The sequence below is a fragment of the Aeromonas genomosp. paramedia genome, from assembly GCF_023093515.1.
Classification (GTDB): Bacteria; Pseudomonadota; Gammaproteobacteria; order Enterobacterales; family Aeromonadaceae; genus Aeromonas.
Genome location: NZ_JAAROG010000031.1, coordinates 119,306 through 144,454, shown reverse-complemented (window position 1 = coordinate 144,454; position 25,149 = coordinate 119,306). Strand labels below are relative to the sequence as shown.

At 66.0% G+C, this 25,149-nt stretch carries 18 protein-coding genes and 1 riboswitch; of the genes, 14 read left to right on the top strand and 4 right to left on the bottom strand.

Annotated elements, in window-relative coordinates; all coding sequences use genetic code 11:
- Nucleotides 1-14 precede the first annotated feature (14 nt).
- Together gbpA and HB860_RS21280 are read right to left on the bottom strand one after the other, a co-directional pair.
- Nucleotides 15-1,439 (bottom strand): N-acetylglucosamine-binding protein GbpA, encoded by a 1,425-nt coding sequence (gene gbpA / locus HB860_RS21285; RefSeq protein WP_247627879.1) that lies wholly within the window; start codon nt 1,437-1,439, stop codon nt 15-17.
- A gap of 65 nt (nt 1,440-1,504) precedes the next feature.
- A riboswitch (cyclic di-GMP riboswitch) is annotated at nt 1,505-1,590 on the bottom strand.
- Between the two features lie 262 nt (nt 1,591-1,852).
- Nucleotides 1,853-3,538, bottom strand: a complete 1,686-nt coding sequence (locus HB860_RS21280) for a methyl-accepting chemotaxis protein (protein ID WP_247627878.1) — start codon at nt 3,536-3,538, stop codon at nt 1,853-1,855.
- A gap of 293 nt (nt 3,539-3,831) precedes the next feature.
- Here HB860_RS21280 and HB860_RS21275 point away from each other — a divergent pair, with 293 nt between their 5' ends.
- The 7 genes from HB860_RS21275 to HB860_RS21245 all read left to right on the top strand — a co-directional run bounded on the left by HB860_RS21275 (nt 3,832) and on the right by HB860_RS21245 (nt 10,650).
- Complete coding sequence (locus tag HB860_RS21275) at nt 3,832-5,682, top strand: M3 family metallopeptidase (protein WP_247627877.1); 1,851 nt, start codon at nt 3,832-3,834, stop codon at nt 5,680-5,682.
- Between the two features lie 337 nt (nt 5,683-6,019).
- Nucleotides 6,020-6,496, top strand: coding sequence for a L,D-transpeptidase family protein (locus HB860_RS21270; RefSeq protein WP_041206757.1), 477 nt, complete (start codon nt 6,020-6,022; stop codon nt 6,494-6,496).
- Between the two features lie 120 nt (nt 6,497-6,616).
- On the top strand, nt 6,617-7,330 hold the full coding sequence (locus HB860_RS21265) for an AzlC family ABC transporter permease (RefSeq protein WP_139439611.1): 714 nt from the start codon (nt 6,617-6,619) through the stop codon (nt 7,328-7,330).
- A gap of 2 nt (nt 7,331-7,332) precedes the next feature.
- A complete protein-coding gene (locus HB860_RS21260; protein ID WP_139439610.1) occupies nt 7,333-7,674 on the top strand; it encodes an AzlD domain-containing protein in 342 nt (113 codons plus the stop codon).
- A 115-nt stretch (nt 7,675-7,789) separates the two neighbouring features.
- On the top strand, nt 7,790-9,316 hold the full coding sequence (locus tag HB860_RS21255; RefSeq protein WP_247627876.1) for a YjjI family glycine radical enzyme: 1,527 nt from the start codon (nt 7,790-7,792) through the stop codon (nt 9,314-9,316).
- Nucleotides 9,306-10,208 (top strand): YjjW family glycine radical enzyme activase, encoded by a 903-nt coding sequence (locus HB860_RS21250; RefSeq protein WP_247627875.1) that lies wholly within the window; start codon nt 9,306-9,308, stop codon nt 10,206-10,208. Before HB860_RS21255 ends, HB860_RS21250 begins: the two co-directional genes overlap by 11 nt.
- 118 nt (nt 10,209-10,326) lie before the next feature.
- The gene (locus tag HB860_RS21245; protein WP_139439607.1) at nt 10,327-10,650 is read left to right on the top strand and encodes a DUF1820 family protein; all 324 of its coding nucleotides are present in this window, start codon (nt 10,327-10,329) and stop codon (nt 10,648-10,650) included.
- 14 nt (nt 10,651-10,664) lie between these two features.
- On the opposite strand, the gene HB860_RS21240 is transcribed toward HB860_RS21245, so the two are convergent.
- Together HB860_RS21240 and HB860_RS21235 are read right to left on the bottom strand one after the other, a co-directional pair.
- Nucleotides 10,665-11,591, bottom strand: coding sequence for a LysR family transcriptional regulator (locus HB860_RS21240; protein WP_247627874.1), 927 nt, complete (start codon nt 11,589-11,591; stop codon nt 10,665-10,667).
- A gap of 100 nt (nt 11,592-11,691) precedes the next feature.
- On the bottom strand, nt 11,692-12,888 hold the full coding sequence (locus tag HB860_RS21235) for an aromatic amino acid transaminase (protein WP_139439605.1): 1,197 nt from the start codon (nt 12,886-12,888) through the stop codon (nt 11,692-11,694).
- A 396-nt stretch (nt 12,889-13,284) separates the two neighbouring features.
- On the opposite strand from HB860_RS21235, the gene bcsG reads away from it, so the two are divergent.
- Genes bcsG through bcsC form a run of 7 tightly spaced genes read left to right on the top strand, consistent with a single transcriptional unit; the run spans nt 13,285 to nt 25,141 of the window.
- Nucleotides 13,285-14,937: a cellulose biosynthesis protein BcsG gene (gene bcsG / locus HB860_RS21230; protein WP_247627873.1), complete on the top strand. Its 1,653-nt coding sequence runs from the start codon at nt 13,285-13,287 to the stop codon at nt 14,935-14,937.
- Between the two features lie 14 nt (nt 14,938-14,951).
- Nucleotides 14,952-15,152: a cellulose biosynthesis protein BcsR gene (gene bcsR, locus HB860_RS21225; protein ID WP_041998134.1), complete on the top strand. Its 201-nt coding sequence runs from the start codon at nt 14,952-14,954 to the stop codon at nt 15,150-15,152.
- Nucleotides 15,149-15,817 (top strand): cellulose biosynthesis protein BcsQ, encoded by a 669-nt coding sequence (gene bcsQ, locus HB860_RS21220; protein WP_247627872.1) that lies wholly within the window; start codon nt 15,149-15,151, stop codon nt 15,815-15,817. The genes bcsR and bcsQ overlap by 4 nt, the downstream gene beginning before the upstream one ends.
- Nucleotides 15,811-18,378: a UDP-forming cellulose synthase catalytic subunit gene (gene bcsA, locus HB860_RS21215; RefSeq protein ID WP_247627871.1), complete on the top strand. Its 2,568-nt coding sequence runs from the start codon at nt 15,811-15,813 to the stop codon at nt 18,376-18,378. Before bcsQ ends, bcsA begins: the two co-directional genes overlap by 7 nt.
- Nucleotides 18,378-20,600, top strand: coding sequence for a cellulose biosynthesis cyclic di-GMP-binding regulatory protein BcsB (gene bcsB, locus HB860_RS21210; protein ID WP_247627870.1), 2,223 nt, complete (start codon nt 18,378-18,380; stop codon nt 20,598-20,600). The genes bcsA and bcsB overlap by 1 nt, the downstream gene beginning before the upstream one ends.
- Before the next feature lie 3 nt (nt 20,601-20,603).
- On the top strand, nt 20,604-21,713 hold the full coding sequence (gene bcsZ / locus HB860_RS21205) for a cellulose synthase complex periplasmic endoglucanase BcsZ (protein ID WP_247627869.1): 1,110 nt from the start codon (nt 20,604-20,606) through the stop codon (nt 21,711-21,713).
- Entirely contained in the window at nt 21,698-25,141 is a 3,444-nt protein-coding gene (bcsC, locus tag HB860_RS21200) for a cellulose synthase complex outer membrane protein BcsC (protein ID WP_247627868.1), read from the top strand. Before bcsZ ends, bcsC begins: the two co-directional genes overlap by 16 nt.
- Nucleotides 25,142-25,149: the final 8 nt, after the last annotated feature.

Sequence of the window (25,149 nt, the reverse complement as noted above, 5' to 3'; positions counted from 1 at the left end):
CTGCTTGCGGGGGATCAGTTCACCAGGGTCCAGGCATCCTGCCAGTTGGTGCCCACGCCGGGCTCATACTGGGTCGCCGTGCTGGTCCAGATGGTGCACCAGCCACTGTAGGGGTAGGGCTTGCACTGGTAGATCTTGCCATCTTTCGGCTGCAGCACCTTGGTGCCTGCTGCATAGGATTTGAGTCCCTCCGGGAAGCTGTACTGGTAGTCACCGCCGCTGGCGGGATCCTTGAACATCAGGTCCAGGGTCTGCTGCAGGGGGGCACCGCCCGCCTTCGGCTTGCCCTCGATCACCAGCTGGTGGTGGCCGGCGCTCAGACCGCCGACCGCCATGGTGAAGCTCTGGCTGCTGTCCTTGATGTCGGCGCCGGTCTGGCCCTTGGCGGCGCCGCCATGGTCATACAGGGTGTTGGTGACCGCGAGATCCCCCTCGGCCGTGACGGTGAAGTTGAGGGTGACCTTGCCGTTGTCGAGCAGGTATTCGCTCTCCAGCCCGCTCACGCTGATGCTGTTGCCCACCGGGGGTTGCTGCTGCTCGAGCTGGACCTCGACCCGCTGCAGGTTGCTGCCCGCCTTCAGGTAGACGGGGTTCTGGCCGTAGACCGGGTTGAACTGGCCATCGGTGCCCTGCTGGCCTGCGCGGATCTGGCTCTGCTCGGCGTTGATCCTGGCGGCCAGATCGTGGGCCCAGTTGTTCTTCTGACCCTGCTCGGCGGAGCCTATGGTCAGCACTGTCTGCAGATCGGTGCGCTCGCCGTTGGCGTCGAATACCCGGGTCCTGGCCTTGTCGCCGACCACCAGATCGGTGGAGGGGTAGATGGTCCCGCCCTGGCTCCAGGTCAGCGGCGGCTGGGTGCCACCATCGAACTGGGCGTCGATGAGGTTGTAGAAGCTGTTGGCGGTATCGCCCACCTCCCAGACCCCGAGGATGACCTGGTAGCCGGTGCGCGCCGGCAGGGTGCACTGATGGGTGACCTGCTTGGGTGGTTGCACCATGCCCCCGTCGATGACGCAGAACGGATTGAGATCGAAGGAGTCCCTGGTCAGGGGCTGGTTCGGGTTCCACTCCTGCTTGGTGAGGTAGTAGCGCCAGTTGCGGGTCACGTGGTTGGCGGTGAAGGTCCAGCCGATGGCGAAGGGACCGGCCTGCACCTGGCGCTTGGTCCAGCGATCGCTAGTCTGGGCATTGAGCTCACCGAATTGCGGATGCCCGGCCGAGGCGATCTGGCCGTCGGCGGGGCCGCCATCGGGGAAGCCGGACGGCGCCTCCAGGCTCTGGGGCTCCCATTGAATGGCGCCACACTGGCTGTTGCCGCCGGTCTTGCACAGATAGTTGCGCCCTTCCGGCTGGCTGATGTAACCGTGGGCGAGCACGCCGCCGCTGGCCAGCAGCGCCAGCGCCGCGGCCACATGATTGAGTTGGATTTTTGCTGCCATACATTCCTCTGTTCGGTGATGTGGGCAGTCAAGTTGGCAGGGGAATTCCCCGTGACACACCTGGGTGTGGCAACCCCGCTATCCTGGACGACATGTCTTTAGACCGGAGGCTTTGCGTCCTGGCCTTTCAACCAGTTTGCCAAATGACTACATAAAGGGTCAGGGTGCCGCCCTTGAGGACGGCGCCACCATGATGGCTTCTTTTGATTAAATTATTAAGTGTAAATCTTTACAGCTTGACCTCATCGGAGTAGAGCAATCACTTAACACTCTGTTTTTAAAATTATATTTAATTCATCAAGTTGGGTTTTGCTTCGCCAGCTCTGTCAAAAGATGCAAAATCGCGACATTTTTCATCAATGAAAAAATCCCCTGCCGGCGAGGCCGGCAGGGGATGGGACTGTGTCAGACGGTCAGTGGTGCGGGTACTGGTCTGGGCGGCGGGAGGGCGCGGGGCGCGGGGCCTGACCGGGTGCCAGATCCCGGGGGAGGCCATTGCCGAGCCTGAACACCGCCAGCCGCTCGTCCAGGCTGCGCGACAGTCCGGCCAGCAGCTCGCTCTCCTGGGCCAGCTGGGAGGCGGCCTGGGACATCTCGAGCGCCGAGTCGTTGATGCCGCTGACGTTGCGGTTCATGTCTTCCGCCACCATGCTCTGCTGCTCCGCCGCCGTGGCTATCTGGGTCGCCATGTCGCTCACGTGCTGGATGTGGTTGACGATGAGGGAGAGATCCTGCCTCGCCTTCTCGGACTGGCCGACGCTGCTCTCCGCCAGCTTGCGGCTGGCATCCATGGCGCTGGCGGCGGTCACCGCCCGCTGCTGCAACTGGGTGATGGTGCTTTGGATCTCCTCGGTGGAGTGGCGGGTGCGGCTGGCCAGCTGGCGCACCTCGTCGGCCACCACGGCGAAGCCGCGACCCTGCTCGCCGGCCCGGGCCGCCTCTATGGCGGCGTTGAGGGCCAGCAGATTGGTCTGATCCGAGATGGCGCTGATGACGGCGGTCACCTCCCCTATCTGCATCACCCCCTCCTTGAGTCGATTGACCTGATGGGTAGCCTGCTCCACCTCGGTGGCGAGCGCCTGGATGCCGTGCACGCTGGCGTGGACGTCTTCGTTGCCGAGCCCGGCCTCGCTGGTGGCGTCCCGGGTGTCGCGGGCGGTGTTCTCGGCGTGGCCCGCCACATCCGAGATGGTGGCGCTCATCTCGTTCATGGCGGTGGCGAGCTGGGCCAGCTGATCCCGCTGGCTGTTGACCGCCTGGTTGGTCTGCTCGGCGGAGGCGGCGATGCGCAGGGCGGCATCCGCCACGTTGCGGGCACCCTGGCTGGCTTCCAGCAGGGCGCGGCGAATGGCGTCTAGCCCCTGATTGGTGCTGGTGGCGACGGCCCCCAGCTCATCCTTGCCATGCACCGGGATGCTCACCACCAGATCCCCGGCAGCCACCTGGGCCATGGCCCCCTTGATCTCGGCGAGCGGCCTGACGATGGAGCGGCTGATGGCCACCCCAAGCCACCCCATCAGCAGGATCACCAGCAGGGTGGCCCCTCCCATCAGCTCATACTGGGACCAGATGGTGGCCTCTATGTCCTGCAGCAGCACGCCCGAGCCCAGGATCCAGCCCCAGGGCTGGTAGCCGGCCACCAGGGACATCTTCTGGGCCGCCTCACCGGAGGGGGAGAGCCACTGGTACTCCAGGCGGCCCTGATGGCCGCCCTTGCCGAGATCCACCATGCGCTGCCAGTGGGATTCGGCGGGCGTCCCGCCCATCTGCTGGCCGACCAGCTCGGGCTTGGCAGGGTGCACCACCACCCGGCGATCCTCGTCCAGCACGAACAGATAGTTGTCCCCATCGAAGCGCATGCTGTCGAGCATGGCCTTGGCTTGCGCCTGGGCCTCTGGGGCGGGCAGGGTGGCGGCCAGGGTATGGATCCGGCTCATGGCGAGATCCAGCACCGCCTGCAATCTGGCTTCCCGCTCACTCATCAGGTTGCGATGCAGGGCACTGGCGGAGATGAGCAGCAGTGCGATGAAGCCGACCAGCGCCACCGAGAGCAGCAGCATCAGTTTGCGACTCACGGCGATATCACCGAGCTTGAACATAGTCTTTTCCTTCTTTCCCGTGCGGATCTGGTGAGGGCCAGTCAGCTGGCTGGCCTTGATTGTTTTGTGTTTAACATTTATTTAACTTTCAAGAGGTTGTGATGGTTGATTGCCAATTGAGTGTGTTGGCAACCAGTATAGCCAGCAGACAGAAACCCTCGCTTTTGGTAGCGTGGTCTGGCGCATCCCGGCGCACCATTTGCCGACTCTATTTGCAGGAAGTGTGAATGAGTTGGCATTTCACCAAAAAGGAGTGGGTGCCCCCGTGGCCGCCCCATAACAAGAGGGAATTTATGAGTTCCATTGCCAGGAATTACTTGAATCAGCTCAACGCCGACTACCTGCGAGTACACAGGCGCAAGGAGGATCTCTTCTGGTCCACCTACATGGGCATCAGCGACGATCAGGCCGGCTTCACCGCCGCCGAGCAGGCCTACAAGGCGTTCTGCGCCGATCCTGCTCGTCTGCCGGTGCTGCGGGAGATGCTTGCCCAGGCCGAGGAAGAAGAGCTCAAGCGCGGTCTGGGAGGCTGGATAGCCTTCTTCGAATGCAACGTCATCGAAGATCCGGCCGCCGCCGCCCTGATGGACGAGCTGGTGGCCGCCGAGGCGGATCTGTTCGCCCGCCGCAAGGGGCTCAAGCTCACCCTGCTGGACGAGCAGGGCCAACAAGTGGCCGGCAGCCTGCCCGCCGCCAGCACGGCGCTGGCCGCAAGTAGCGACGAGCAGGTGCGCCAGAGTGCGCTCGCCATGTTCCACACCCTGGAGCAGTGGGTGGTCGGCAACGGTTTTCTCGAGGTGGTGGCCCTGCGCAACCGCTTCGCCCGGGCCATGGGCTATCGGGACTACTTCGACTACAAGGTGCACAAGAACGAGCAGATGAGCCCGGAGCAGCTGTTCGCCGTGCTCGACGACTTCATCGCCCGCACCGAGCAGCGGGTGCACCAGAGCCTGGCGGAGCTGAAAGCCGCCAAGGGGGAGGCCGCGCTGCTGCCCCACAACCTGCGCTACAGCGTGAGCGGCGACGTGACCCGCCAGCTCGACCCCTATGTTCCCTTCTCCCGGGCGCTGAAGGATTGGGTCCAGAGCTTCCGCCGCCTCGGCATCCAGTATCGCGGCGCCACCCTGACCCTGGATCTGCTGACCCGGGAGGGAAAATACGAGAACGGCTTCTGCCATGGCCCGGTGCCAAGCTTCTGGCAGGAGGGGGAGTGGGTGCCGGCGGTGGTCAACTTCACCAGCCTGGCGGATCCTGCCCAGGTGGGCAGCGGCTGGAGCGGTCTCAACACCCTGTTCCACGAGGGGGGCCATGCGGCGCACTTTGCCAACGTCACCGGCAACGCCCCCTGCTTCTCCCAGGAGTTTCCGCCTACCTCCATGGCCTATGCCGAGACCCAGTCGATGTTCTGCGACAGCCTGCTGGACGACGCCGACTGGCTCAAGGGCTACGCCAGGAACGCGGTGGGGGAGGCGATCCCCGACGAGCTCATCAAGGGGATGATAGAGGCGCGCCAGCCGTTTCGGGCCTTCAACGAGCGCCAGATAGCGCTGGTGGCCTACTTCGAGCGGGATCTCTATGCCATGGCCGAGAGCGAGCGCACTCCAGAGGCGGTGCTGGCGCTGGCCCGCCGCTGGGAGCGCCAGATCCTGGGGGTGGAGAGTCCGCGTCCGCTGCTGGCCATTCCGCACCTGCTGAATCAGGAGTCGGCCTGCGCCTATCACGGCTACCTGCTGGCGCTGATGGCGGTGGAGCAGACCCGTGCCTACTTCCTGGGGCGCGACGGCTACCTCACCGACAACCCGCGCATCGGGCCGGATCTGGCCGCCCACTACTGGGGGCCGGGCAACGGCATGACCCACGATGAGACGCTGCGCAGCCTCACTGGGGAAGGCTTCAGCGCCGCTCCCCTGGCCGAGGCGTGCAACCAGAGCGTGGCGCAGGCGTGGGCGACGGCCGCAGCCTGCATGACGGCGGCGAGCCAGCGCCCGCCGGCAGGGGAGGGGACGCCCCTCGACGCCCACATCCGGGTGATGCACGGCGCCGAGCTGATAGCCGACAACCTCGAGTCGGAGACCCGCATGCTGGCCGACTTCGAGGTCTGGATCCGCCAGCATTATCAGCGCGAGCCCGCCGCCGCCCGGTGAGGCGCGCCTCGACCAGCAAGCCCTGCCCATCGGCAGGGCTTGTTCATTTCAGCGGGAAGCAAGCCTGGCGAGGCGGGACGGGATCTTGGCCGCGGCGCCGAGTCGGGGCGCAAGGTGCGTCTGTTTTTTGCGCCATCTATCTGTTTTGGCTATTAATTATGGTGATGCGCAGAGGCTTTGGCTGAGCGCTGGCGAGGCGGGTCACAGATATGTTTCTCTGGATATATTGAGTATTCACGGCGATCCCATATCATGGCGCTCGCTCGCCGCCAGAGAGTGGCGACATTCAGATGATTAGCTAAATACAAAGCCCTGAAGGCTTGTCGAGGGATGGAAATTGAGAGCCGTATTGTTGTGTTTGCTGGGGCTGTGGCCCGCATTGAGTTTTGCCACCCTGTCCGCCGACATGGTGGTGGTCAAGAAGTCGAGCTATAGCCTGACCCTGATGAAGGATGGCAAGCCGGTCAAGCGCTATTGGGTCGCCCTGGGGCCGGCTCCCAAGGGGCACAAGCTGCAGGAAGGGGATCAGCGTACCCCGGAAGGGCGCTACACCCTCGACTACAAGAAGAGCAATTCCGGCTTCTACAAGGCTATCCACATCAACTACCCGAATCTGGACGACATCAAGCGTGCCAACGAGCTGGGAGTGCGCCCGGGCGGCATGATCATGATCCATGGTCAGCTCAACCGCATGGGGGATCGCAGGGTACAGCCGTCCAACTGGACCAATGGCTGCATCGCCGTGCTCAACCACGAGATGGACGAGATCTGGAACGCCGTCGAGCCTGGCACCCCCATCATCATCGAGCCCTGATCCTCGCCCCTCACGCCCGCTGCCCAGCGGGCGTTTTATTTCCGCCCTGGATGGCGTGACAGCCCATCCCGCGCCGTGCTAGTTTTTCCGGCTCGCGTTGGAAGTCACAAGGATGATCCCATGATGTCAGGAACGAGCCTCCCTGCGCCCGAGCGCACGGGCGTGCTCTGGTGGCGCGCCACCCTGGATATTCTCCCCCTCTCCATTTCCGTGATCCCCTGGGGGATACTGTGCGGCGCCCTGGCGTTGCAGGCGGGCCTGAGCCCGGTGCAGGCCCAGCTGATGTCGCTGCTGGTCTATGCCGGCGCCGCCCAGCTCTCGGCCACCACATTGTTCGGGGCGGGCACCCCCTTGCTGCCCATCATGGGTTCCACCATGGTCATCACCTCCCAGCATCTGCTCTACGGCTTCACCTTCCGCCGGGACGTGCTGCCGCTCTCCCTGCGCTGGCGTGCCAGCCTCGCCTTCTTCCTGACCGACGAGATGTTCGCGGTGGCACTCAAGGACAGGGAGCGCCACGGCGTCTTCAACCCCGCCTATGCCCTGATCGCGGGCTTCGTGTTCTACCTGTTCTGGAACCTGGCGACCCTGCTCGGCATCGCCGCCGGCCAGTACATAGAGGGGCTGGACAAGATGGGGCTGGACTTTGCCATCGCCGCCACCTTCATCGCCATGACCATACCCGCCATGAAGAACCTGCCCATGGTGGCGGCGACTGTGGTGAGCGGCGGCACTGCGCTGCTCACCAAGCCGCTGCTGGCGGAGATCCACATCATCATCTCGGCCCTGGCCGGCATGGTGGTGGGCTATGTATTGCACCGGATGAGGAGATGACCATGGGCTGGCTGATGATAGGCCTGCTGGCCCTGATCACCTTCTTCAACCGCTTCGCCTTCTTCTCGCGGCTGACCCGCTATCAGCCCGGTGCCGAGATGGGGGCCTTCCTCAGCTTCTCGGCCCAGTCGGTGCTGACCGCCATCTGGCTGCCCATCGTCTTCAGCTATGAGCCGGGCAAGGGGCTGGAGTGGGATCCGGATTACCTGGCCGCGACCCTGCTGGTGACGGTGCTGACCCTGCTGCGGCTGCCGACCCTGGTGGTGGTGGTGGTCGGCATGGGGGGCTTCTTCCTGCTGCGCTGGCAGGGGGGACTGGCGGCGCTGCTGCCCTGGTTGGGTTGAGCCGTGATCCCGCCTAACGGATGTCTCTATCAGACATCCGTTATGTTATGAATGTCACTTCAAAAAAGGCCTCTCGAGAGTGAGGATTTAGGGACTGTCCGCCAAGGAGCTCCTCATGTCTTTCACCGAAACCTGTCAGCGCATAGTGCGCGACCCCCTGCTCTCCCCGGCTCAGAAGAGCCATGCCCTGGCGCTCGCCGCCGAGAATGCGCTGCCCTATCCCGCGCTCCCTGCCGAGGTGAGCGAGGCGATGGCGCAAGGGGTGCTGTGCGACATGTTCGAGGGACATGCCCCCTACAAGCCGCGCTATGTGCTGCCGGACTACCAGAAGTTCCTGCGCCAGGGCTCGGCCTGGCTGGAGCTGGCACCGCCGCAGGATTTCGACGAGGCGCTCGATGCCCTGCGCATCCTCTATCACCATGTGCCCTCGGTCACCGGCATGCCGGTCTGGCTGGGGCGCCTCGATCACCTGCTGCTGCCCTTCGTCGGGGAGCTGGATGACGAGACGCTGTATCGCAAGCTGAAAGGCTTCTGGATCTACCTGGACAGGGTGCTGCCGGATGCCTTCATGCACGTCAACATAGGCCCGGATGACAACAGGATCTGCCACCTGATCCTGCGCATCGACGGCGAACTCAGGCAGGTGGCGCCGAACCTCAGCCTGTTTCACGATCCCGCATCGACCCCTGACAGCCTGCTGATGCAGGGGGTGCAGAACATAGCCCTGTGCGGCAAGCCCCACATAGTCAACTACCCGATCCACAGGGAGACCTTCGACGAGCGGGGCTTTGGCATCGTCAGCTGCTACAACGCCCTGCCGCTCGGGGGCGGCGCCAATACCCTGGTGCGCCTCTCCCTCAAGGGGATGGCCGAACAGAGCGCCGACCTCGAGGAGTTCATGACGCGCTGGCTCCCCCACTACTGCGAGCAGGCCTCCCGGCTCATCGAGGCAAGGGCCGCCTTCCTGCACGAAGAGTCCGGCTTCTTCGCCAGCTTCCTGGTGGAAGAGGGCTTGATCGAGGAGGCGCGGTTCGTCCCCATGTTCGGCATCTTTGGCATGGCGGAGGGGGTGAACCTGCTGATGGATAAGGCGGGGCTGCCCGGGCGCTATGGCCACGACGAGGGGGCCAACCAGCTCGGCCATCGCATCTCGGCCCGGCTCTCGGCCTGGGTGACGGCCCGGCCCCAGCCCCACGCCTGGGGCGGGCGTGCCCTGCTGCACTCCCAGGGCGGGCTCAGCCTGGACAAGGGGGTCACCCCCGGGGTGCGCATCCCTTATGGGGATGAGCCGGATCCCGCCAGCCACCTGCTGGCCCTGGCCCCGCACCACGGTTTTTATCACTCCGGGATCAGCGAGATCCTGACCCTGGATCCCACCATACGCCAGAACCCGCAGGCGCTGCTGCAGCTCTGCAAGGGGGCCTTCGCCCTCGGCATGCGCGAATTCAGTGCCAACGTGGCGGACAGCGATCTGGTGCGGGTGACCGGCTACATGATCCGCAAGAGCGACCTGGCCCGCTTCGCCGCCGAAGGGTCGCGGTTGCAGACCACCTGCCTCGGCGCCGAGGCGAGCGAGCTGACCGGGATCCGCCAGCGGGCGCCGCGGGTGCTGGGCCTTGAGGCAAGCCTGTGTGACTACTGAGGATGACAAGGGAAGGCGCACGGCGACGGTCAGTCGCTGGTTGCCCTTTTCCTGCGTGGACGGCCCCGGCAACCGGCTGGTGCTCTTCCTGCAAGGGTGCAACTTTCGCTGCCCTGGCTGCCACAACCCCCACACCATAGGGCGGTGCGATCACTGTGGCGACTGCGTGCCCGGCTGCCCGAGCGGGGCCCTGACGCTGGTCGAGGGCCGCCCTGGCGAGAGCCGAGTGCGCTGGCAGGCGTCGCTCTGCACCCATTGCGATCGCTGCCTGGATGCCTGCCCCCGCAGCGCCAGCCCCAAGACCCACCAGATGTCGGTGGCCGAGGTGCTGATCCTGCTGCGTCGCTACGGCCCGCTGCTCACCGGCATCACAGTCTCCGGCGGCGAGGCGACCACCCAGCTGCCGTTCGTGATCGACCTGTTTGCGGCCATCAAGGCCGCGCCCGACCTAGCCCACCTGAGCTGCCTGCTCGACAGCAACGGATCCCTTGGCGAAACGGGCTGGCAGCGGCTGCTGCCGGTGCTGGACGGCGCCATGATCGATCTCAAGGGGTGGCGCGAGTCGGCGCACCAGGCGCTCACCGGTCAGGGCCGCGAGCGGGTGCTGGCGTCGCTGCAACTGCTTGCGCGGGCGGGCAAGCTGGCGGAATTGCGGCTGCTCCAGGTGCCGGGGCGCACTGATTTCATCGATGCCGATGGCAAGCTGGAGGCGGGCCTGGCCACCTTCTTGCAGACCCTGGGACCCGTGCCCATTCGTCTCAACGGCTTTCGCCATCACGGGGTGCGCGGGGAGGCGACGCTCTGGCAGGAGGCCGCCATGGAGGAGCTTGAAAGGTTGTCCAACGCATTGAAGGTGAAAGGATTTGGCCCTGTTTCCCTGCCGCCGCTGTGACGGGAACCGAATGTTCTGCCTCCTGAGACCCGATATGACGCAACTGTGAAGTCTGTCTATTTGGTGTGCGCAACGTGGCGGCTAGAATGGGAAAACCGCCCACCATCAACAGATACCCATGAGTGAAGCCAACGCCATTTATCGAGTGCAGTTTATTTGTCACAACGAGCGTTACGAGGTCTATGTCAGAGACGTGAATCAGGGCCAGCTGTTTGGCTTCATCGAGATCGCGAACTTCGTGTGGGACAACCACACGGCGCTCATCGTCGATCCCAGCCACGAGAAGCTCAAGAGTGAGTTTGCCGACGTCAACCGCACCCTGATCCCCATGCACCAGGTGCTGCGCATCGATCAGGTGCGCAAGCAGGGGGCTGCTCGCATCACTGAGCTTGGCAACAACGTCGCCTCCTTCCCGAGCCCCATCTACACCAAGAAGCCCTGAGCCGCCCGGCACTCTCAGGCACCCAGCTCCCGGGCGAGCTGCAGGATCCGCTGGCGGAACCAGTGCAGGGCGGGATCTTCCCCCAGAGGGCCGTACCACACCAGGCTGTGGGTCACGGCGCCGTAATCGAAGGGGACGGGCCGGCTTACCAGCCCGGACGGCCTGGCCTGCCCGGCCCAGCCGTCGATGGCGGTGAGGATGAGATCGCTCTGGCGCAGCAGGGCGGCGGCACTGCCAAAGTCCGGCAGGGTGGCACCAATCTGGCGCCTTACCTGGTGCTGGGCCAGGCTCTGCTCGAAGAAGGGGTCGGCCAGCTCGCTGTCGCGAATGACGATATGGCGCCAGCTTAAGTAAGCATCCAGATCCCAGGGCTGATCCTGCGCCGGATGATCCGCGCGCAGCAGGCAGACCAGCTTGTCTTCCCGCAGCGTCTCCCATACCAGGCCCGGCTGGCTGGGCAGGGGCTGGCTCTGATCGTGGGGCAGGATCACGAAGTCGAGCTTGCCCGCCGCCAGCGCCGCCAGTCCCTGCTGATCCTTGTTCCAGATGACGGGCACCAGCCCGGGCACCTCCCGCATCAATTTCCCCAGCACGGGCCCCATGGGCCAGATCATGCTGCTTTCCCGCATCGCCAGATTCAGCTCCCCCTGCCAGCTGGCGGGGTTGAAGCCCTCCGGACTGGTGAGGCCGTTCAGCTCGCTCAGCAGCCGGCGCAGGCTGGGGCCGAGCCGCTCGGCAAAGGGGGTCAGCAACAGCTGGTTGCCCTGGCGGTAGAGCAGCTGATCCCCCAGCAGCTCCCGCAGCTGGTTGAGGGTCTTGCTGACGGTGGAGGGGGTGGTGCAGAGGCGCTCGGCGCTGCGGGTGACGCTCTGGGTGTCCAGCAGCAGGTGCAGGGTCACCAGATGGCGTCCGCCGAGGCGTGAGAGCGCGATGAGATCCATGAAACCTCCCGGGATGAAGCCCGTGCGGGCGAGGATGAGGGGGGCGTCTGCCCTTCCAGCCGGAGCAAACAAAAAGCCCCGCTTGAGCGGGGCATGGGGATTAACCCTTGAGCACGGCGGCCATGGCGTCCGCCACGTAGTCGACGTTGCGGCTGTTGAGGCCCGCCACGCACATGCGGCCTGAGCGCACCAGATAGACGGCGAACTCTTCGCGCAGGCGGTCCACCTGCTCCGGCGTGAAGCCGGTGTAGCTGAACATGCCGCGCTGGCTGATGAAGTAGCCGAAGTCGCGGCCCGGCACCTTGGCGCTAAGCACCTCGAACAACTTCTGGCGCATGGCCTTGATGCGGGTGCGCATCTCTGTCACCTCCCCGACCCAGAGGGCGTGCAGCTCGGGCTGGCTCATCACGGCCGCGGCTACCTGACCACCGTGAGTGGGGGGGCTGGAGTAGTTGCGGCGCACCGTGGCCTTCATCTGACCCAGCACCCGGCTCGCCTCTTCGGCATCCTGGCAGATCACCGACAGGCCGCCGCAGCGCTCGCCGTAGAAGGAGAGGTTCTTGGAGAAGGAGTTGCTGACGAAGAAGCTGACACCGGCGGCCACCATGGCGCGGATGGCGTAGGCATCCTCTTCCAGCCCGTCGCCGAAGCCCTGATAGGCGATATCCATGAAGGGGATCAGGTTCTTCTCGACCACCAGGGCGATCACCTGGTCCCACTGGGCGCGGGAGAGATCCACCCCGGTCGGGTTGTGACAGCAGGGGTGCAGCAGCACTATGCTCTTCGCCGGCAGGGTGCCGAGGCAGTCGATCATGGCGTCGAACTGCACGCCGCCGGTGGCCGCGTCGTAGTAGGGGTAGTCGTGCACCTTGATGCCGGCCCCCTCGAACATGGCCTTGTGGTTGTCCCAGGTCGGATTGCTGACCCACACCTCGGAGGTCGGGAAGTAGCGCTTGAGCAGATCGGCGCCGATCTTCAGGGCGCCGGAGCCGCCGATGGTCTGGATGGTGGCGATGCGACCCGCCTTGACCGCTTCATGGTTGGCACCAAACAGCAGGTGCTGTACCGCGGTGCGGTAGTTGGCGGCCCCTTCCATCGGCTGATAGGGGCGCGGCGCCGGCGCGGCGGCGCGCTGGGCTTCGGCCTGCTGCACCGAGGGCAGCAGCGGAATGCGGCCCTGCTCGTCGTAATAGAGGCCGATCCCCAGGTTCACCTTCTGCTCGCGGGTGTCTTTGTGGAAGGTCTCGACGAGCGTGAGTATGGGGTCGCCAGCATAGGCATCGACGTGTTCAAACATGGGGGGTCCTTGAAGTTGACTGTCCAATTTTCGCCGGCCCTGGGCCGGGGCCGTTATCATGGCGTAATCTGGAAGTGGCCTCAAGTTGTTCGGCATGGCGGCAAGGATGACAGCTGTTGTCGTAGCAAGCGGGCGGCGTGGTTCCTGCAGAAAAGGCCAGCCATAAAATTAATCCCCCCATTTTGGTCGCTGAGGATGCCTTTTATAGTGTCACTTGGATAACATTATCCTGTATCTGGCGCTCAATCACGACGGTCACCGGGTTGCCCGCATCTTATGCAGGGCCCCCTGAGACAAGTGATTAGTTGCATAATAAACCGAGAATTTTCTGACAACACATTGCAGTGTGCCTGGGTCCCGTTGCGGGGCCCCACCATAACGGGTGACCCATCGCCGATGACTCGACACGTTTCTAATGCCTCTTCCCCCTGGCTGGACTGGCACGGCCTGGGTGGCTGGAATATCTATTTCCTTGCCAAGTTTGCCCTGCTCTGGGCGGGCTACCTCAATTTCCATCCCCTGATCAATCTGGTGTTTGCCACCTTCCTGATCTTCCCCCTGCCCCGGGCTGGGCTGCGGCGCATCCGGCACTGGCTGGCACTGCCTGTCGGGGTGGGGATCTTCTATCACGACACCTGGCTGCCGGGCATGGAGAGCATTCGCGCCCAGGGGGCGCAGGTCTTCTCCTTTACCCTGGATTACTGGCTTGAGCTGCTCGGCCGCTTCATCAACTGGGAGATGGTCGGCGCCGGCTTCGTGATGCTGACCCTCTATCTGTTCATCGCCCAGTGGCTGCGCTTCACCCCCTGGATCCTGCTGGCCCTGCTCTGGCTGTGGCTCTCGCCCCTGGTGGGGGATCCCTTTGCTTCGCAGGCAACCCAGGTCGCCAGCACCGACAAGGGCCGCGAGCCGACGGCTGAGCCTGTGGACAAGAAGGTATCCATGGCGGAGCAGCTGGATCAGAGCGCCCCGCCGACCAACCAGAATCTCAATGCCTACCTCGACAGCTTCTACGCGCAGGAGCGGGACAGGGTCGTGCATTTCCCGCAGCAGTTGCCGGCGGATGCGGCCCCCTTCGACGTGCTCATCATCAACATCTGCTCCCTGGCCTGGAGCGACGTGACGGCCAGCGATCTGATGGCTCACCCCATAGGTCGCCACCTGGACCTGATGTTCAAGCACTTCAACTCGGCCACCTCCTACAGCGGCCCGAGCTCCATCCGGCTGCTGCGGGCCAGTTGCGGACAGACCAGCCACCAGGGGCTCTACACGACAGCGCCCAGCCAGTGCCTGCTGTTCGACAACCTGGCCCAGCTCGGGTTTGAGAAGCAGGTCGCCATGGATCACTCGGGGGCATTCGGCAACTACCTCAAGGATCTGCAGCAGTATGCCAGCCTGGATGTCCCCCTCATGAGCAAGGAGGGGATGCCCCACGATCTCGCCTCCTTCGATGGGGAACCCATCTATCGGGATGATGCCCTGTTCGCCCGCTGGCTGAGTGAGCGGCAGAAGAGCAAGGCCGAACGCAATGTGACCTTCTTCAACCTCATCGCCCTGCACGACGGCAACCGCTACGCGGCCACCCGCCAGATTGCCCCCTACAAGGCGCGACTGCAGACCCTGCTCGATCAACTGGATCAGTTCCTCACCTCGCTGGAGCAGTCTGGTCGCAAGGTGGCGGTGATCCTGGTGCCCGAGCACGGGGCGGCCATCGCCGGCGACAAGATGCAGATGGCCGGTCTGCGGGACATCCCCAGTCCCAGCATCACCCAGGTGCCGGTCGGGGTTGCCCTGATCGGTGCCAAGGGCGGCCATGGAGCGACCAAGGCCATAGATACCCCCAGCAGCTTCCTGGCCATCTCTGAGCTCATCTCGCGCCTGGTCGGCGGCAACACCTTCGGCAGTGCCACCATAGATTGGGACGGGCTGCTCAAGGGGTTGCCCGAGACGCCAGCAGTCTCGGAGAACCAGGGCTCGGTCGTGCTCGAATATCAGGGCAAGTACCACATCAAGCTGGGGGAGGGGGACTGGGTCCCCTATCCCCTATGACACCGGAGGCTGAGATGCAGAGTGAACGGCGACCCGTGACGCCCACCCCCTTCGGTGTGCCGGTCGAAGGCGGCATGATGAGCGATGTGGCCATGGTGCAGCAGGCCTTCGGCGTGAGCCTCTCCTATCAGGACATCGCCTTCAGGGAGCGGCTCGTCGCCTTGCGCGAGCGTTTCCCCCTGCTGGCGGAACTGGAGATGAGGGGGCCTGAATGAATTGCGTTGCCCTGCAAGGGATCCGTGGCGGCGTGGGCACCAGCTCCCTCGTCGCCGGCCTGGCGCTGGCGGCCCGGGAGCAGGGGGCCAGGGTGCTGGCGGTGGATCTGTGCCATGACAACCTGCTTGGCATCCATCTGGGGTTGCCCCATGCCGATGCCAGGGGCTGGAGCCGGCTGGCGGATCCGGCGCGGGAGTGGCGCTCGGCACTCTATCACTATGAGGAGGGGCTGGATCTGCTGCCCCATGGCGGCCAGCCGGGAGCATCCGCAGGGGAGTGGCTGCAGGCCCTCGACGGTTATGATCTGGTGCTGCTGGATCTGCCCCTGGGCCCGGTTCCCGCGCTCCCTTGCCGGCTGCTGACCATAGTCAATGCCGATGCCAACTGCCATGTGCGACTCCATCGCCATGCCTGGGCGGCCGGGGAGCGGCTGCTGGTGACCCAGTTCAGCAGCCGCCGGGCCCTGCAGCAGGATCTGCTGGATCTCTGGCAGGCGGCCGGCCTGCCCCTGCTCGGCCTGCGGCTGCACCGGGACGAGGCGATGGCCGAAGCCATGGCCGCCAAGCAGCCGGTGGGCCGCTATGCCCCCACCAGCCTGATCGCCCACGAGCTGGCCTCCCTGGCCAGCTGGTGTCTGGGCGCCGGGGGCGACGACCCATGCTAGCCCGGCTGTTGACGCCGACGGCGAGCCTCTGGTGCTCCCGGCATTACCAGGGGCTGCGCCGCCAGGGCGGCTCCCGGCTGGGATCCGCCGGTCTGACCCTGGTGTGGCTGCTGGCCTGGACCCTGTTTCCTCTGGAGCGCCATGGCTGGCAGTGGGTGCTGAGCCATGCAGAGGGGCTCTATCCCCACCTGGCCCGGCCCCGGGTCGGGGATCCCCTGCGCATCCTGTTGCAGAGTGTCTGGATCATCGTACGCCGTCCCAGGCCGATACCCCTGCGCTGGCCCACCTCCTGGCAGCGCGCCTGGCTGTGGGGCACCCAGGCCCTCGGCCGCTTCCTGATCCGGCAGGAAGAGAAGGGGCTGGCGGCGGCCAGGGCCACCCCCAGGGAGGCGCGCTGGAAGAGCGTGCTGCTGTGCGCAGTGGCCGGCACCCTCTCCCTGCTCTGCATCACCCAGCCATTCACCCTCGAGGCCCAGCTGGTGTTCGTCATCATGCTGATGGGGATGGCCTTCATCCTGCGCGCCGTGCCGGGCCGCTACCCCATGCTGATGATGATGGTGCTCTCCCTCACCGTCTCCTGCCGCTACATCTGGTGGCGCTACACCTCCACCCTGGACTGGTTCGATCCCGTCAGCCTCACCTGCGGCCTCTTGCTGCTGGCCGCCGAGACCTATGCCTGGATAGTGCTGCTGCTCGGCTACTGGCAGACGGCCTGGCCGCTGAATCGCCCCCCGGCGCCCTTGCCGGCGGACCCGGCACAGTGGCCCAGCGTGGATCTGATGATCCCCACCTACAACGAGGATCTCGCCATCGTCAAGGGCACAGTCTACGCGGCCCTGGCCCTCGACTGGCCCGCCGACAAGCTGACCGTCTGGCTGCTCGATGACGGGGACAGAGCGTCGTTTCGCGCCTTCGCCGAAGAGGCGGGGATCCGCTATGTGGCGCGGCCGACCCACGAGCACGCCAAGGCCGGCAACATCAACTACGCGCTCAGGCAGGCGAGCGGGGATCTGGTCGCCATCTTCGACTGCGATCACCTGCCGACCCGCTCCTTCCTGCAGATGACGGTGGGCTGGTTCTACCGGGATCCCAGGCTGGGGGTGGTGCAGACTCCCCATCACTTCTTCTCCGCCGATCCGTTCGAGCACAACCTGCAGCGGTTTCGCAAGATGCCGAACGAGGGGGCGCTGTTCTACGGCCTGGTGCAGGATGGCAACGACATGTGGGACGCCAGCTTCTTCTGCGGCTCCTGCGCCGTCATCAAGCGCTCTGCCCTGGACGAGATCGGCGGCATCGCGGTGGAGACGGTCACCGAGGATGCCCACACCTCGTTGCGGCTGCACCGCCTTGGCTACACCTCCGCCTATATCCGTATCCCCCTGGCGGCGGGGCTGGCCACCGAGAGTCTCTCCGCCCACATAGGGCAGCGCATCCGCTGGGCGCGCGGCATGGTGCAGATCCTGCGCCTGGACAACCCCCTGTTTGGCAAGGGGCTCAATCTGGGGCAGCGGCTCTGCTACTTCAACGCCATGCTGCACTTCCTGTCGGGCATACCGCGCCTCATCTTCCTGACGGCGCCACTCGCCTTCCTGATCCTGCACGCCTACATCATCTATGCCCCGGCGGCGGCCATCGCCCTCTACATGCTGCCGCACATCTTCCACAGCGCCCTGACCAACTCCCGGTTGCAGGGCAAGGTGCGCCACTCCTTCTGGGGGGAGGTCTACGAGACTGTGCTGGCCTGGTACATAGCCAGGCCGACCACGGTGGCGCTGTTTGCCCCCCACAAGGGCAAGTTCAACGTCACCGCCAAGGGGGGCATGACGGAGGAGGTGTATCTGGATCTGTCGGTCTCCAGGCCCTATCTGATCCTGATCCTGCTCAACCTGTGCGGGCTGGGCTACGGCATCTGGCGCATCTGTACCGGCCCGGCCGACGAGGTGCTGACCCTGATCCTCAGCATGCTGTGGACCCTCTACAACATGACCATACTGGGCGGGGCGCTGGCGGTTGCGTTCGAGCCGCGCCAGGTGCGCACCAACCCCAGGGTGGAGATGGTGATGCCGGCGGCCATCAAGCTGGCCAACGGCCACCTCTATCCCTGCACCGTCAAGGACTACTCCAATGGCGGGGTCGGCGTCCTGCTCGAGGACGCCCTGCCCCTGGCCGACAAGGAGAGGGTCTGGCTGCTGCTGCGCCACGGCCAGCGGGAGCAGGCCTTCGCCGCCAAGGTGCAGCGGGTGTTCGGTCGCAAGCTGGGGCTGGAGCTGGAGCCCATGGAGCAGGCCCAGCACATCGCCTTCATCCAATGCACCTTCGCCCGGGCCGACACCTGGTCCCTGTGGCAGCAGCGCCTGGGCAAGGATCGTCCGCTCCACAGCCTGCTCGACATCACGCTGCTCGGCTGGGGAGCCTACTGGCGCCTGGCGCGCACCTCACCCATCGGCTTTGTTTGTATCCTGCTTGAGAAGCTGGCTCGCTGGCTGCTCTCTTTCGTTCCACGTCGCGTCTCGCCGGATTTCCGGTCCGGGGCTCCGACCACACAGACAGTGAAAGGATGATGAAACCACAACGCTACCTTATCCCTCTCCTGCTGATGACGCAGAGTGCGCTGGCCGCCGAAGCCGGCGGCCCCTTGCCGCCGGTGCCCGCACCGGTGCGCAGTCAGGACCTGAGTTTCGAACAGATGTCCTCCTCTCCGGGCACCCTCTCCCTGCGTGGCAATGCCCCTGACGGTCAGGCGGACTTCACGGTGCGGCGGGACGAGGTGGTCACCCGGGCCAGCCTGGATCTCGACTTCACACCGTCCCCCTCCTTGCTGCCGCTGCTCTCCCAGATCAAGGTCTACCTCAATGACGAGCTGATGGGGGTCACCGCCCTCACCAAGGAGCAGATGGGGGAGCGTACCCATGCCCGCATCGAGCTGGATCCCCGCTACGCCAAGGACTTCAACCGGATCAAGGTGAGCTTCGTCGGCCACTACCAGAAGGTGTGCGAGAACCCGGCGAGCGATACCCTGTGGCTCAACGTCAACCGGGACAGCAAGCTGAGCCTGCAACTGCAGACCCTGCCGGTGCGCAACGAGCTCTCCTTCTTCCCCATGCCGTTCCTCGACGTGCGGGACAATGGCAAGCTGATCCTGCCCATGGTGTTCAGCGGCGCAGTTCCGCTCCTGCAACAGCAGGCGGCAGCCGTGCTGGCCTCCTGGTTCGGCACCAAGGCCCAGTGGCGGGGCCAGCACTTCCCGGTGCTTATCAACCAGCTGCCGGATCGCAACGGGGTGATCTTCGCCACCAACGACGCCCGTCCCGACTTCCTGGTCGACTACCCCAAGGTGAAGGGGCCCACCATCGACATGATCAGCTCCCCGGACAACCCCTATGTGAAGCTGCTGTTGATCCTGGGACGGGATCAGCAGGATCTGCTGACCGCGGCCAAGGGGCTGGCTCAGGGGGAGGTGCTGCTGCGCGGCCAGAGCGTGCTGGTGGACGAGGTGAAGCCGCTGGCCCCGCGCCAGCCTTATGATGCCCCCAACTGGGTGCGGCTCGATCGCAAGATGCGGTTCGACGAGCTGACGGACTATCCGGGCCAGCTGCAGGCGACGGGCAGCCGGCTCTGGCCCATGAGCCTGACGCTGCGGCTGCCGCCGGATCTCTATCTGCTGGGCGCCAACGGCATCAAGGCGGATCTCAAGTACCACAACACGGCACCGATCCAGCGGGATGGCTCCCGCCTGGACGTGGCGGTCAACGGCCAGTTCATGAAGTCGTTCCCGCTCGAGCCGGGTGAGGCCAAGAGCGAGCAGTTGCTCACCCTGCCGCTCTGGTTCGCCGCCGATGACGACGCCACTGTGCTGCGCATGCCCGGGCTCAAGACTACCCAGTCCAACAGCCTGAGCTTCTCGTTTGAATATGCCAGGGAGATGAAGGGGGGCAATGAGAACGGCCGCTGCGATCTGGTGCTGCCCCCCGCCCATCAGGTGCGCATCGACGAGGGCTCCACCATCGACTTCAGCGGCTATCGCCACTTCATCGAGATGCCGAACCTCAAGGCGTTCGCCTATGCGGGCTTCCCGTTCAGCCGGATGGCGGATCTTGCCGACAGCCAGGTGGTCATGCCCGCCAGGGCGCACCCGGCGCAGATCACCACATTGCTCGATGCGGTGGGAGCCATCGGGGCCGAGACCGGTTATCCGGCCCTCTCCCTGCGAGTCCTGGATGACTGGGAGCAGGCCCGCACCGCCGATCTGGATACCCTGCTCATCGGCACCCTGCCCGAGGAGTTTCAGGGGGATCTGGCGCCAGACGCCCTGCTGCAGGCCACCCGCAGCTGGGTCAACGAGCCGACCCGCCAGCATCAGGGGGATCTGCTGCACAGCATGGCCGATCGCCAGCCCCAGGCCAGGGTCGGCATGACGGGCAACCGCGCCATCGCCGTCATCCTGGGCCTGCAGTCGCCGACCCACGAGCAGCGCAGCCTGGTGGCCCTGCTGGCCGACGGTCCGGCCGGGGTCAGGCTGCTCAACGACACCCTGCAAAACGCCACTCTGCGCGGCCAGGTCGCGGGCTCTGTGGCCATCATCCGTGAGTCCGGGGTGAAGAGCCTGGAGGTCGGGGAGCGTTATGAGGTGGGCTATCTGCCCTGGTGGGAGCGAGTCTGGCAGCTGTTTGCCGAGTACCCGCTGCGCCTCGCCGGACTGACGCTGCTCTGCATGCTGGTGCTGGGCTGGGGCCTGCGGGTGCTGCTGGCCGGTGCCAGCCGTAGCCGCCTGAAGGAAGATTAAGAGATGACTCAGATGAAAAAAGCCTGTGGTGCCCTGCTGCTCTGGGCCCTGTGTACCCTGCCTGCCCTGGCGGCCTGTGACTGGCCGGCGTGGCAGCATTTTCGCCAGCACTACATCAGCGAGGAGGGGAGGGTCATAGACCCGGCCGACGGTCGGCGGATCACCACCTCCGAGGGCCAGAGCTACGGCCTCTTCTTCGCCCTGGTCAACAACGACAGGGAGACCTTCGCCCGCCTGCTCGACTGGACCGAGCGGCGGCTCGCCCGGGGGGATCTGACCGGCTTCCTGCCATCCTGGCTGTGGGGCCAGAAGGAGGATGGCAGCTGGGGCGTGCTGGATGAGAACAGCGCGTCCGACTCGGATCTCTGGATAGCCTACAGCCTGCTGGAGGCGGGGCGCCTGTGGGACAACCACAGCTACGAGTCCATCGGCACCCTGCTGCTGCGGCGCATCGCCCGGGAAGAGGTCGCCACCGTCCCCGGTCTGGGCCCGGTGCTGCTGCCCGGCGCCCACGGCTATACGGGGGAGGGGCGCTGGACCCTGAACCCGAGCTACCTGCCGCCCCAGCTGCTGGCCCGCTTCGCGGCGCTGCAGGGGCCCTGGCGCGAGATGCGCGCACAACTGCCGAGGCTGCTGCAGGAGAGCGCCCCCCGTGGTTTTGCCCCCGACTGGGTGGACTGGCAGGGGGAGAAGGGGTGGCAGGTGACGGCCGACAAGGGGCCCCAGGGCAGCTACGACGCCATCCGCGTCTACCTCTGGCTCGGCATGCTGAACGACGAGGATCCCGCCAAGGGGCCCCTGGTGGCGCACTTCACCCCCATGCTGGAGAGCACGGCGGCCCTCGGCGCCGTCCCCGAGCGGGTCGACACCCAGAGTGGTCAGACCCAGGGACGGGGACCGGTCGGCTTTGCCGCCGCCCTGCTGCCCCTCTCCCAGGGGCAGCCGATGCTGGCCAGCCTGCGTGAGCAGGTGAAACAGCATGGCGAGCAGGCCGACGCCTATTACGGCAGCGTCCTGACCCTGTTTGGCGCAGGCTGGGATCAGGGCCGCTATCGCTTCGCCGCGGACGGCACCCTGCAGCCAGGCTGGAGCGAGTCATGCCAAGCAGATTGACCCTGGGTTGCCTGCTCGCCTGCCTGATGAGCGGCAACCTGGCGCTGGGGGCCGTGCAGCCGGTGGACTGGCTGCTCGAGCAGGTCAGGATAGGGGAGGCCAGCGGGCGTGAGGATCTCGTCAGCAACAGTCTCTACTCCCTCTCCCTGGTGGAGCCCAATCACCCGGAGCTGCTGGCGGCCCAGGCGCGCCAGGCCCTGCGTCAGGGCAAGATCAGGGAGGCAAAGGCGCTGCTGGCCCGGCTCGGCAAGCTGGCGCCGGACTCCCCGATTTACCGCCAGGGCATGGCCAATCTCGCCCTGAGCGACTCGGCCCAGCGCCAGCAACTGCAACAGGCGCGGCTGCTGACCAATGCCGGCCGGCTGGAGGAGGCCGAGCGCCTCTATCGCTCCCTGTTTATGGGGGATCTGCCCCCGAATCTCGACGTGGCGGTGGAATATGCCCTGCTGCAGATGCGCATGCCCGCCATGAAGGCGAAGGGCATGGCCTCTCTGGAGAGCCTGAACCGGCAATATCCGGGTGAGCCACGGGTGCGCAGCGGGCTGGCCCGCCACTACCTGGCCGACGGTCGGCGCCAGCAGGCCCTGGGGCTGCTGCGGGAGATGGCGAAGGATGACAACAGCCGCGGGGAGGCGGCGGAGATCTGGCTGGCGGACATCGAGGCCATGCCGGTCGGGCCCCGGAGCATCGACGAGTTGAAGCAATACATAGCCCTCTTCGGTACCGAGATGGAGGCCGACAAGGCCGAGGCGCTGCTCGCCACCCAGGAGGCGCAGTGGGCCTCTCCGGCTTATCGCTCCCGACAGCTGGCACTGGCCCGGACCGCCAGCGGCGGAGCCTCCATAGCCGAGCTGCAGCGGGCCCTTGCCGCCAATCCCGGGGATCCCGACCTCATGGGGGCTCTGGGTCAGGCCTATTCCCGCCACGATCAGCGCGCGCTCGCCATCGCCCAGTTCGAGCGGGTGCTGCGCCATCCCGATGTGACCGACAAGGACAAGTGGGCCAGCCTGCTGGCCACCAACCGCTACTGGCTGCTGGTCAACCAGGGCTCCCAGGCCCTGGAGCAGCAGCAATGGGAGGTGGCGGCGACCCGCTATCGCAGCGCCATCGCCCTGGATGGCAAGGAGCCGGAGGCCTGGCTCGGATTGGGGGACAGCGAGCGGGGCCGTCATCGCGACGGCGAGGCCGAGCTTGCCTATCAGAAGGCCTTCGCCATGCCGGGAGCCCGTGATCGGGCCCTGGCCCGGCTGTTCGATCTCTACAAGGGGCAGGATCCGGCGCGGGCACTGGCCCTGCTGGATCAACACGGCACCCCGGCCATGCAGGCCGAGGGCAAGCGGCTCAGGGCCGAGCTGTTGCAGGAACAGGCCGATCAGCTCGACCAGGCCGGCAAGCTGCCCCAGGCCCTGGCCCAGCGCCAGGAGGCGCTGCGGCTGATGCCGGATGATGTCTGGCTGGCCTACCGGGTGGCCACCACCCAGGCCCGACTCGGGGATGTTGCAGGCGGGGAGCGGCTGCTGCGGGGGCGGTTGGCGGCGCAGCCACAGAACGACAGCCTGCGCTACGCCACTGCCCTCTACCTGTCGGGGCAGGATCAGTCGCCCCAGGCCCGCGCCATGCTGGCCGAGGTGCCGGCCACGCGCTGGTCGGCGGACATGCAGGCGCTGGATCGCCGCCTCGCCCGTGGCGAGCTGCTGGCCAACGCCAGGCAATTGCACCAGCAGGGGGATGAGGCGGGCGCCGAACGCCTGCTGCAGCCGTTGCAGCCCGATGACGAGGTGACCCTGATGCTGGCCGAATGGGCCGCGGAGCGCGGGGACGTCGCCGGGGCCGAGCGCCATTACCGCGCTGTGCTGGCGCACACCCCCCAGCACCCCGAGGCCAGGCTCGGCATGGCCGAACTGGCGCAGACCAGGGGAAATCCGGCAGAGGCTCGCCACTGGCTGCCGGCCTGGCCGGTCAGCCCCTTGCCCCTGGAGGAGTTCAACTACTACCGCCGGGTGGCAAACCTCTATCAGGCGCTGGGGGAGGGGGAGACGGCGCAGGCCATCTTCACCGGCTACGAGCCCCTGGTGTCGACGCAGCCCGCCTCCCAGCAGACGGCCCTGTTCTGGCGGGACGCCGCCCGTCAGCGCTTCGCCAACGGCGACGCCGAGGGCGCCCTGGCGCGGGATCGCAAGGGACTGGTGGCGGCGGGCCTGGCCCCCGGGGAGGATCTGGATGGGGGTGCCCTGACCGTGCTCGCCCGCAGCCGCGACGGCGAGGAGTGGCTGGCCTCCGGGCTGCGCGGGGATCTGGACAGTCACTATCGGCAGAGCCAGACCACAGTCTCCCTCGACAGCGACTACTGGGGATCCAGCGGCACCGGCGGCGTCTCCGATCTGCGGGCCCTGACCCAGATGATGCAACTGGACACCCCCCTGGCCGGCGGCACCGCCTTTGGCCGCCTCGAGCTGGTGGACATGGATGCGGGCCAGCTGCCGGCCTCCCCCTACCGGGAGGAGTTCGGCACCTGCGCCGCCCGCGACTGCCGGGGAGGGGAGCATCAGCAGAGCCGGGGCACCACACTGGCGGCGGGCTGGCACAAGGGGGCCTGGGCCTTCGATCTCGGCACCACGCCCCTCGGCTTCGAGGTGGTGGACTGGGTCGGCGGCGCGACGGTGACGGGAGACTGGCGCGAGCTGGGGTGGGGGCTCACCCTCTCCCGGCGCCCCGTCAGCAGCTCGCTGCTCTCCTATGCGGGCACTGTGGATCCGGGGACCGGCATCCGCTGGGGTGGGGTGAGAGCGAACGGGGTCCGCCTCGATCTCAGCCATGATCTCGGGGGCGCCGTCGGCTTCTGGGGCAGCGCCCAGCAACACCTGCTGACGGGCAAGAACGTGCCGGACAACTGGCGCACCCGGCTCATGGGGGGTGGCTACTACAAGCTCATCAACGAGACGAACCGCCGGGCCAGCGTGGGGCTGAGCAGCATGCTGTGGCATTACCAGCAGGATCTGAGCGGCTATACCCTGGGGCAGGGGGGCTATTACAGTCCGCAAGGGTACTTCTCTATCTCGGTGCCGGTCAGCTACCGGCAGCGCACCCCCGACTGGTCATGGGAGCTGGGAGGCTCGGGATCCTGGTCCCGCTCCCGCACCGAGGACAGCCGTCGCTACCCCCTGGAAGGCCTGCTGCCCGCCGGTTTGCCGGACAGGAACGAGCCGGTGCAGGGGGGCAGCAGCAGCGGCTTCGGCTATACCCTGAATGCCGTGGTGGAGCACCGCCTGACCGAGCACTGGCGCATCGGCGGGCGGATCGACATCCAGCAGGCGGATGACTATGCCCCCAGCCATGCCACCCTCTTCCTGCGCTACACCTTCAAGCCCTGGCAGGGGGATCTCGACATGCCGCCAAGGCCGTTGACCCCCTACGCGGACTTCGACTGACTCCTGCG

Excerpts from the sequence above, each read along its gene's own strand:
- gbpA (WP_247627879.1), bottom strand. The coding sequence starts at position 1,439 with ATGGCAGCAAAAATCCAACTCAATCATGTGGCCGCGGCGCTGGCGCTG.
- bcsA (WP_247627871.1), top strand. The coding sequence starts at position 15,811 with ATGCTAGCCCGGCTGTTGACGCCGACGGCGAGCCTCTGGTGCTCCCGG.
- bcsZ (WP_247627869.1), top strand. The coding sequence starts at position 20,604 with ATGACTCAGATGAAAAAAGCCTGTGGTGCCCTGCTGCTCTGGGCCCTG.
- bcsC (WP_247627868.1), top strand. The coding sequence starts at position 21,698 with ATGCCAAGCAGATTGACCCTGGGTTGCCTGCTCGCCTGCCTGATGAGC.
- HB860_RS21260 (WP_139439610.1), top strand. The coding sequence starts at position 7,333 with ATGGGCTGGCTGATGATAGGCCTGCTGGCCCTGATCACCTTCTTCAAC.
- bcsQ (WP_247627872.1), top strand. The coding sequence starts at position 15,149 with ATGAATTGCGTTGCCCTGCAAGGGATCCGTGGCGGCGTGGGCACCAGC.
- bcsG (WP_247627873.1), top strand. The coding sequence starts at position 13,285 with ATGACTCGACACGTTTCTAATGCCTCTTCCCCCTGGCTGGACTGGCAC.
- HB860_RS21235 (WP_139439605.1), bottom strand. The coding sequence starts at position 12,888 with ATGTTTGAACACGTCGATGCCTATGCTGGCGACCCCATACTCACGCTC.
- HB860_RS21255 (WP_247627876.1), top strand. The coding sequence starts at position 7,790 with ATGTCTTTCACCGAAACCTGTCAGCGCATAGTGCGCGACCCCCTGCTC.
- HB860_RS21275 (WP_247627877.1), top strand. The coding sequence starts at position 3,832 with ATGAGTTCCATTGCCAGGAATTACTTGAATCAGCTCAACGCCGACTAC.
- HB860_RS21240 (WP_247627874.1), bottom strand. The coding sequence starts at position 11,591 with ATGGATCTCATCGCGCTCTCACGCCTCGGCGGACGCCATCTGGTGACC.
- HB860_RS21265 (WP_139439611.1), top strand. The coding sequence starts at position 6,617 with ATGATGTCAGGAACGAGCCTCCCTGCGCCCGAGCGCACGGGCGTGCTC.
- HB860_RS21245 (WP_139439607.1), top strand. The coding sequence starts at position 10,327 with ATGAGTGAAGCCAACGCCATTTATCGAGTGCAGTTTATTTGTCACAAC.
- bcsR (WP_041998134.1), top strand. The coding sequence starts at position 14,952 with ATGCAGAGTGAACGGCGACCCGTGACGCCCACCCCCTTCGGTGTGCCG.
- HB860_RS21280 (WP_247627878.1), bottom strand. The coding sequence starts at position 3,538 with ATGTTCAAGCTCGGTGATATCGCCGTGAGTCGCAAACTGATGCTGCTG.
- bcsB (WP_247627870.1), top strand. The coding sequence starts at position 18,378 with ATGAAACCACAACGCTACCTTATCCCTCTCCTGCTGATGACGCAGAGT.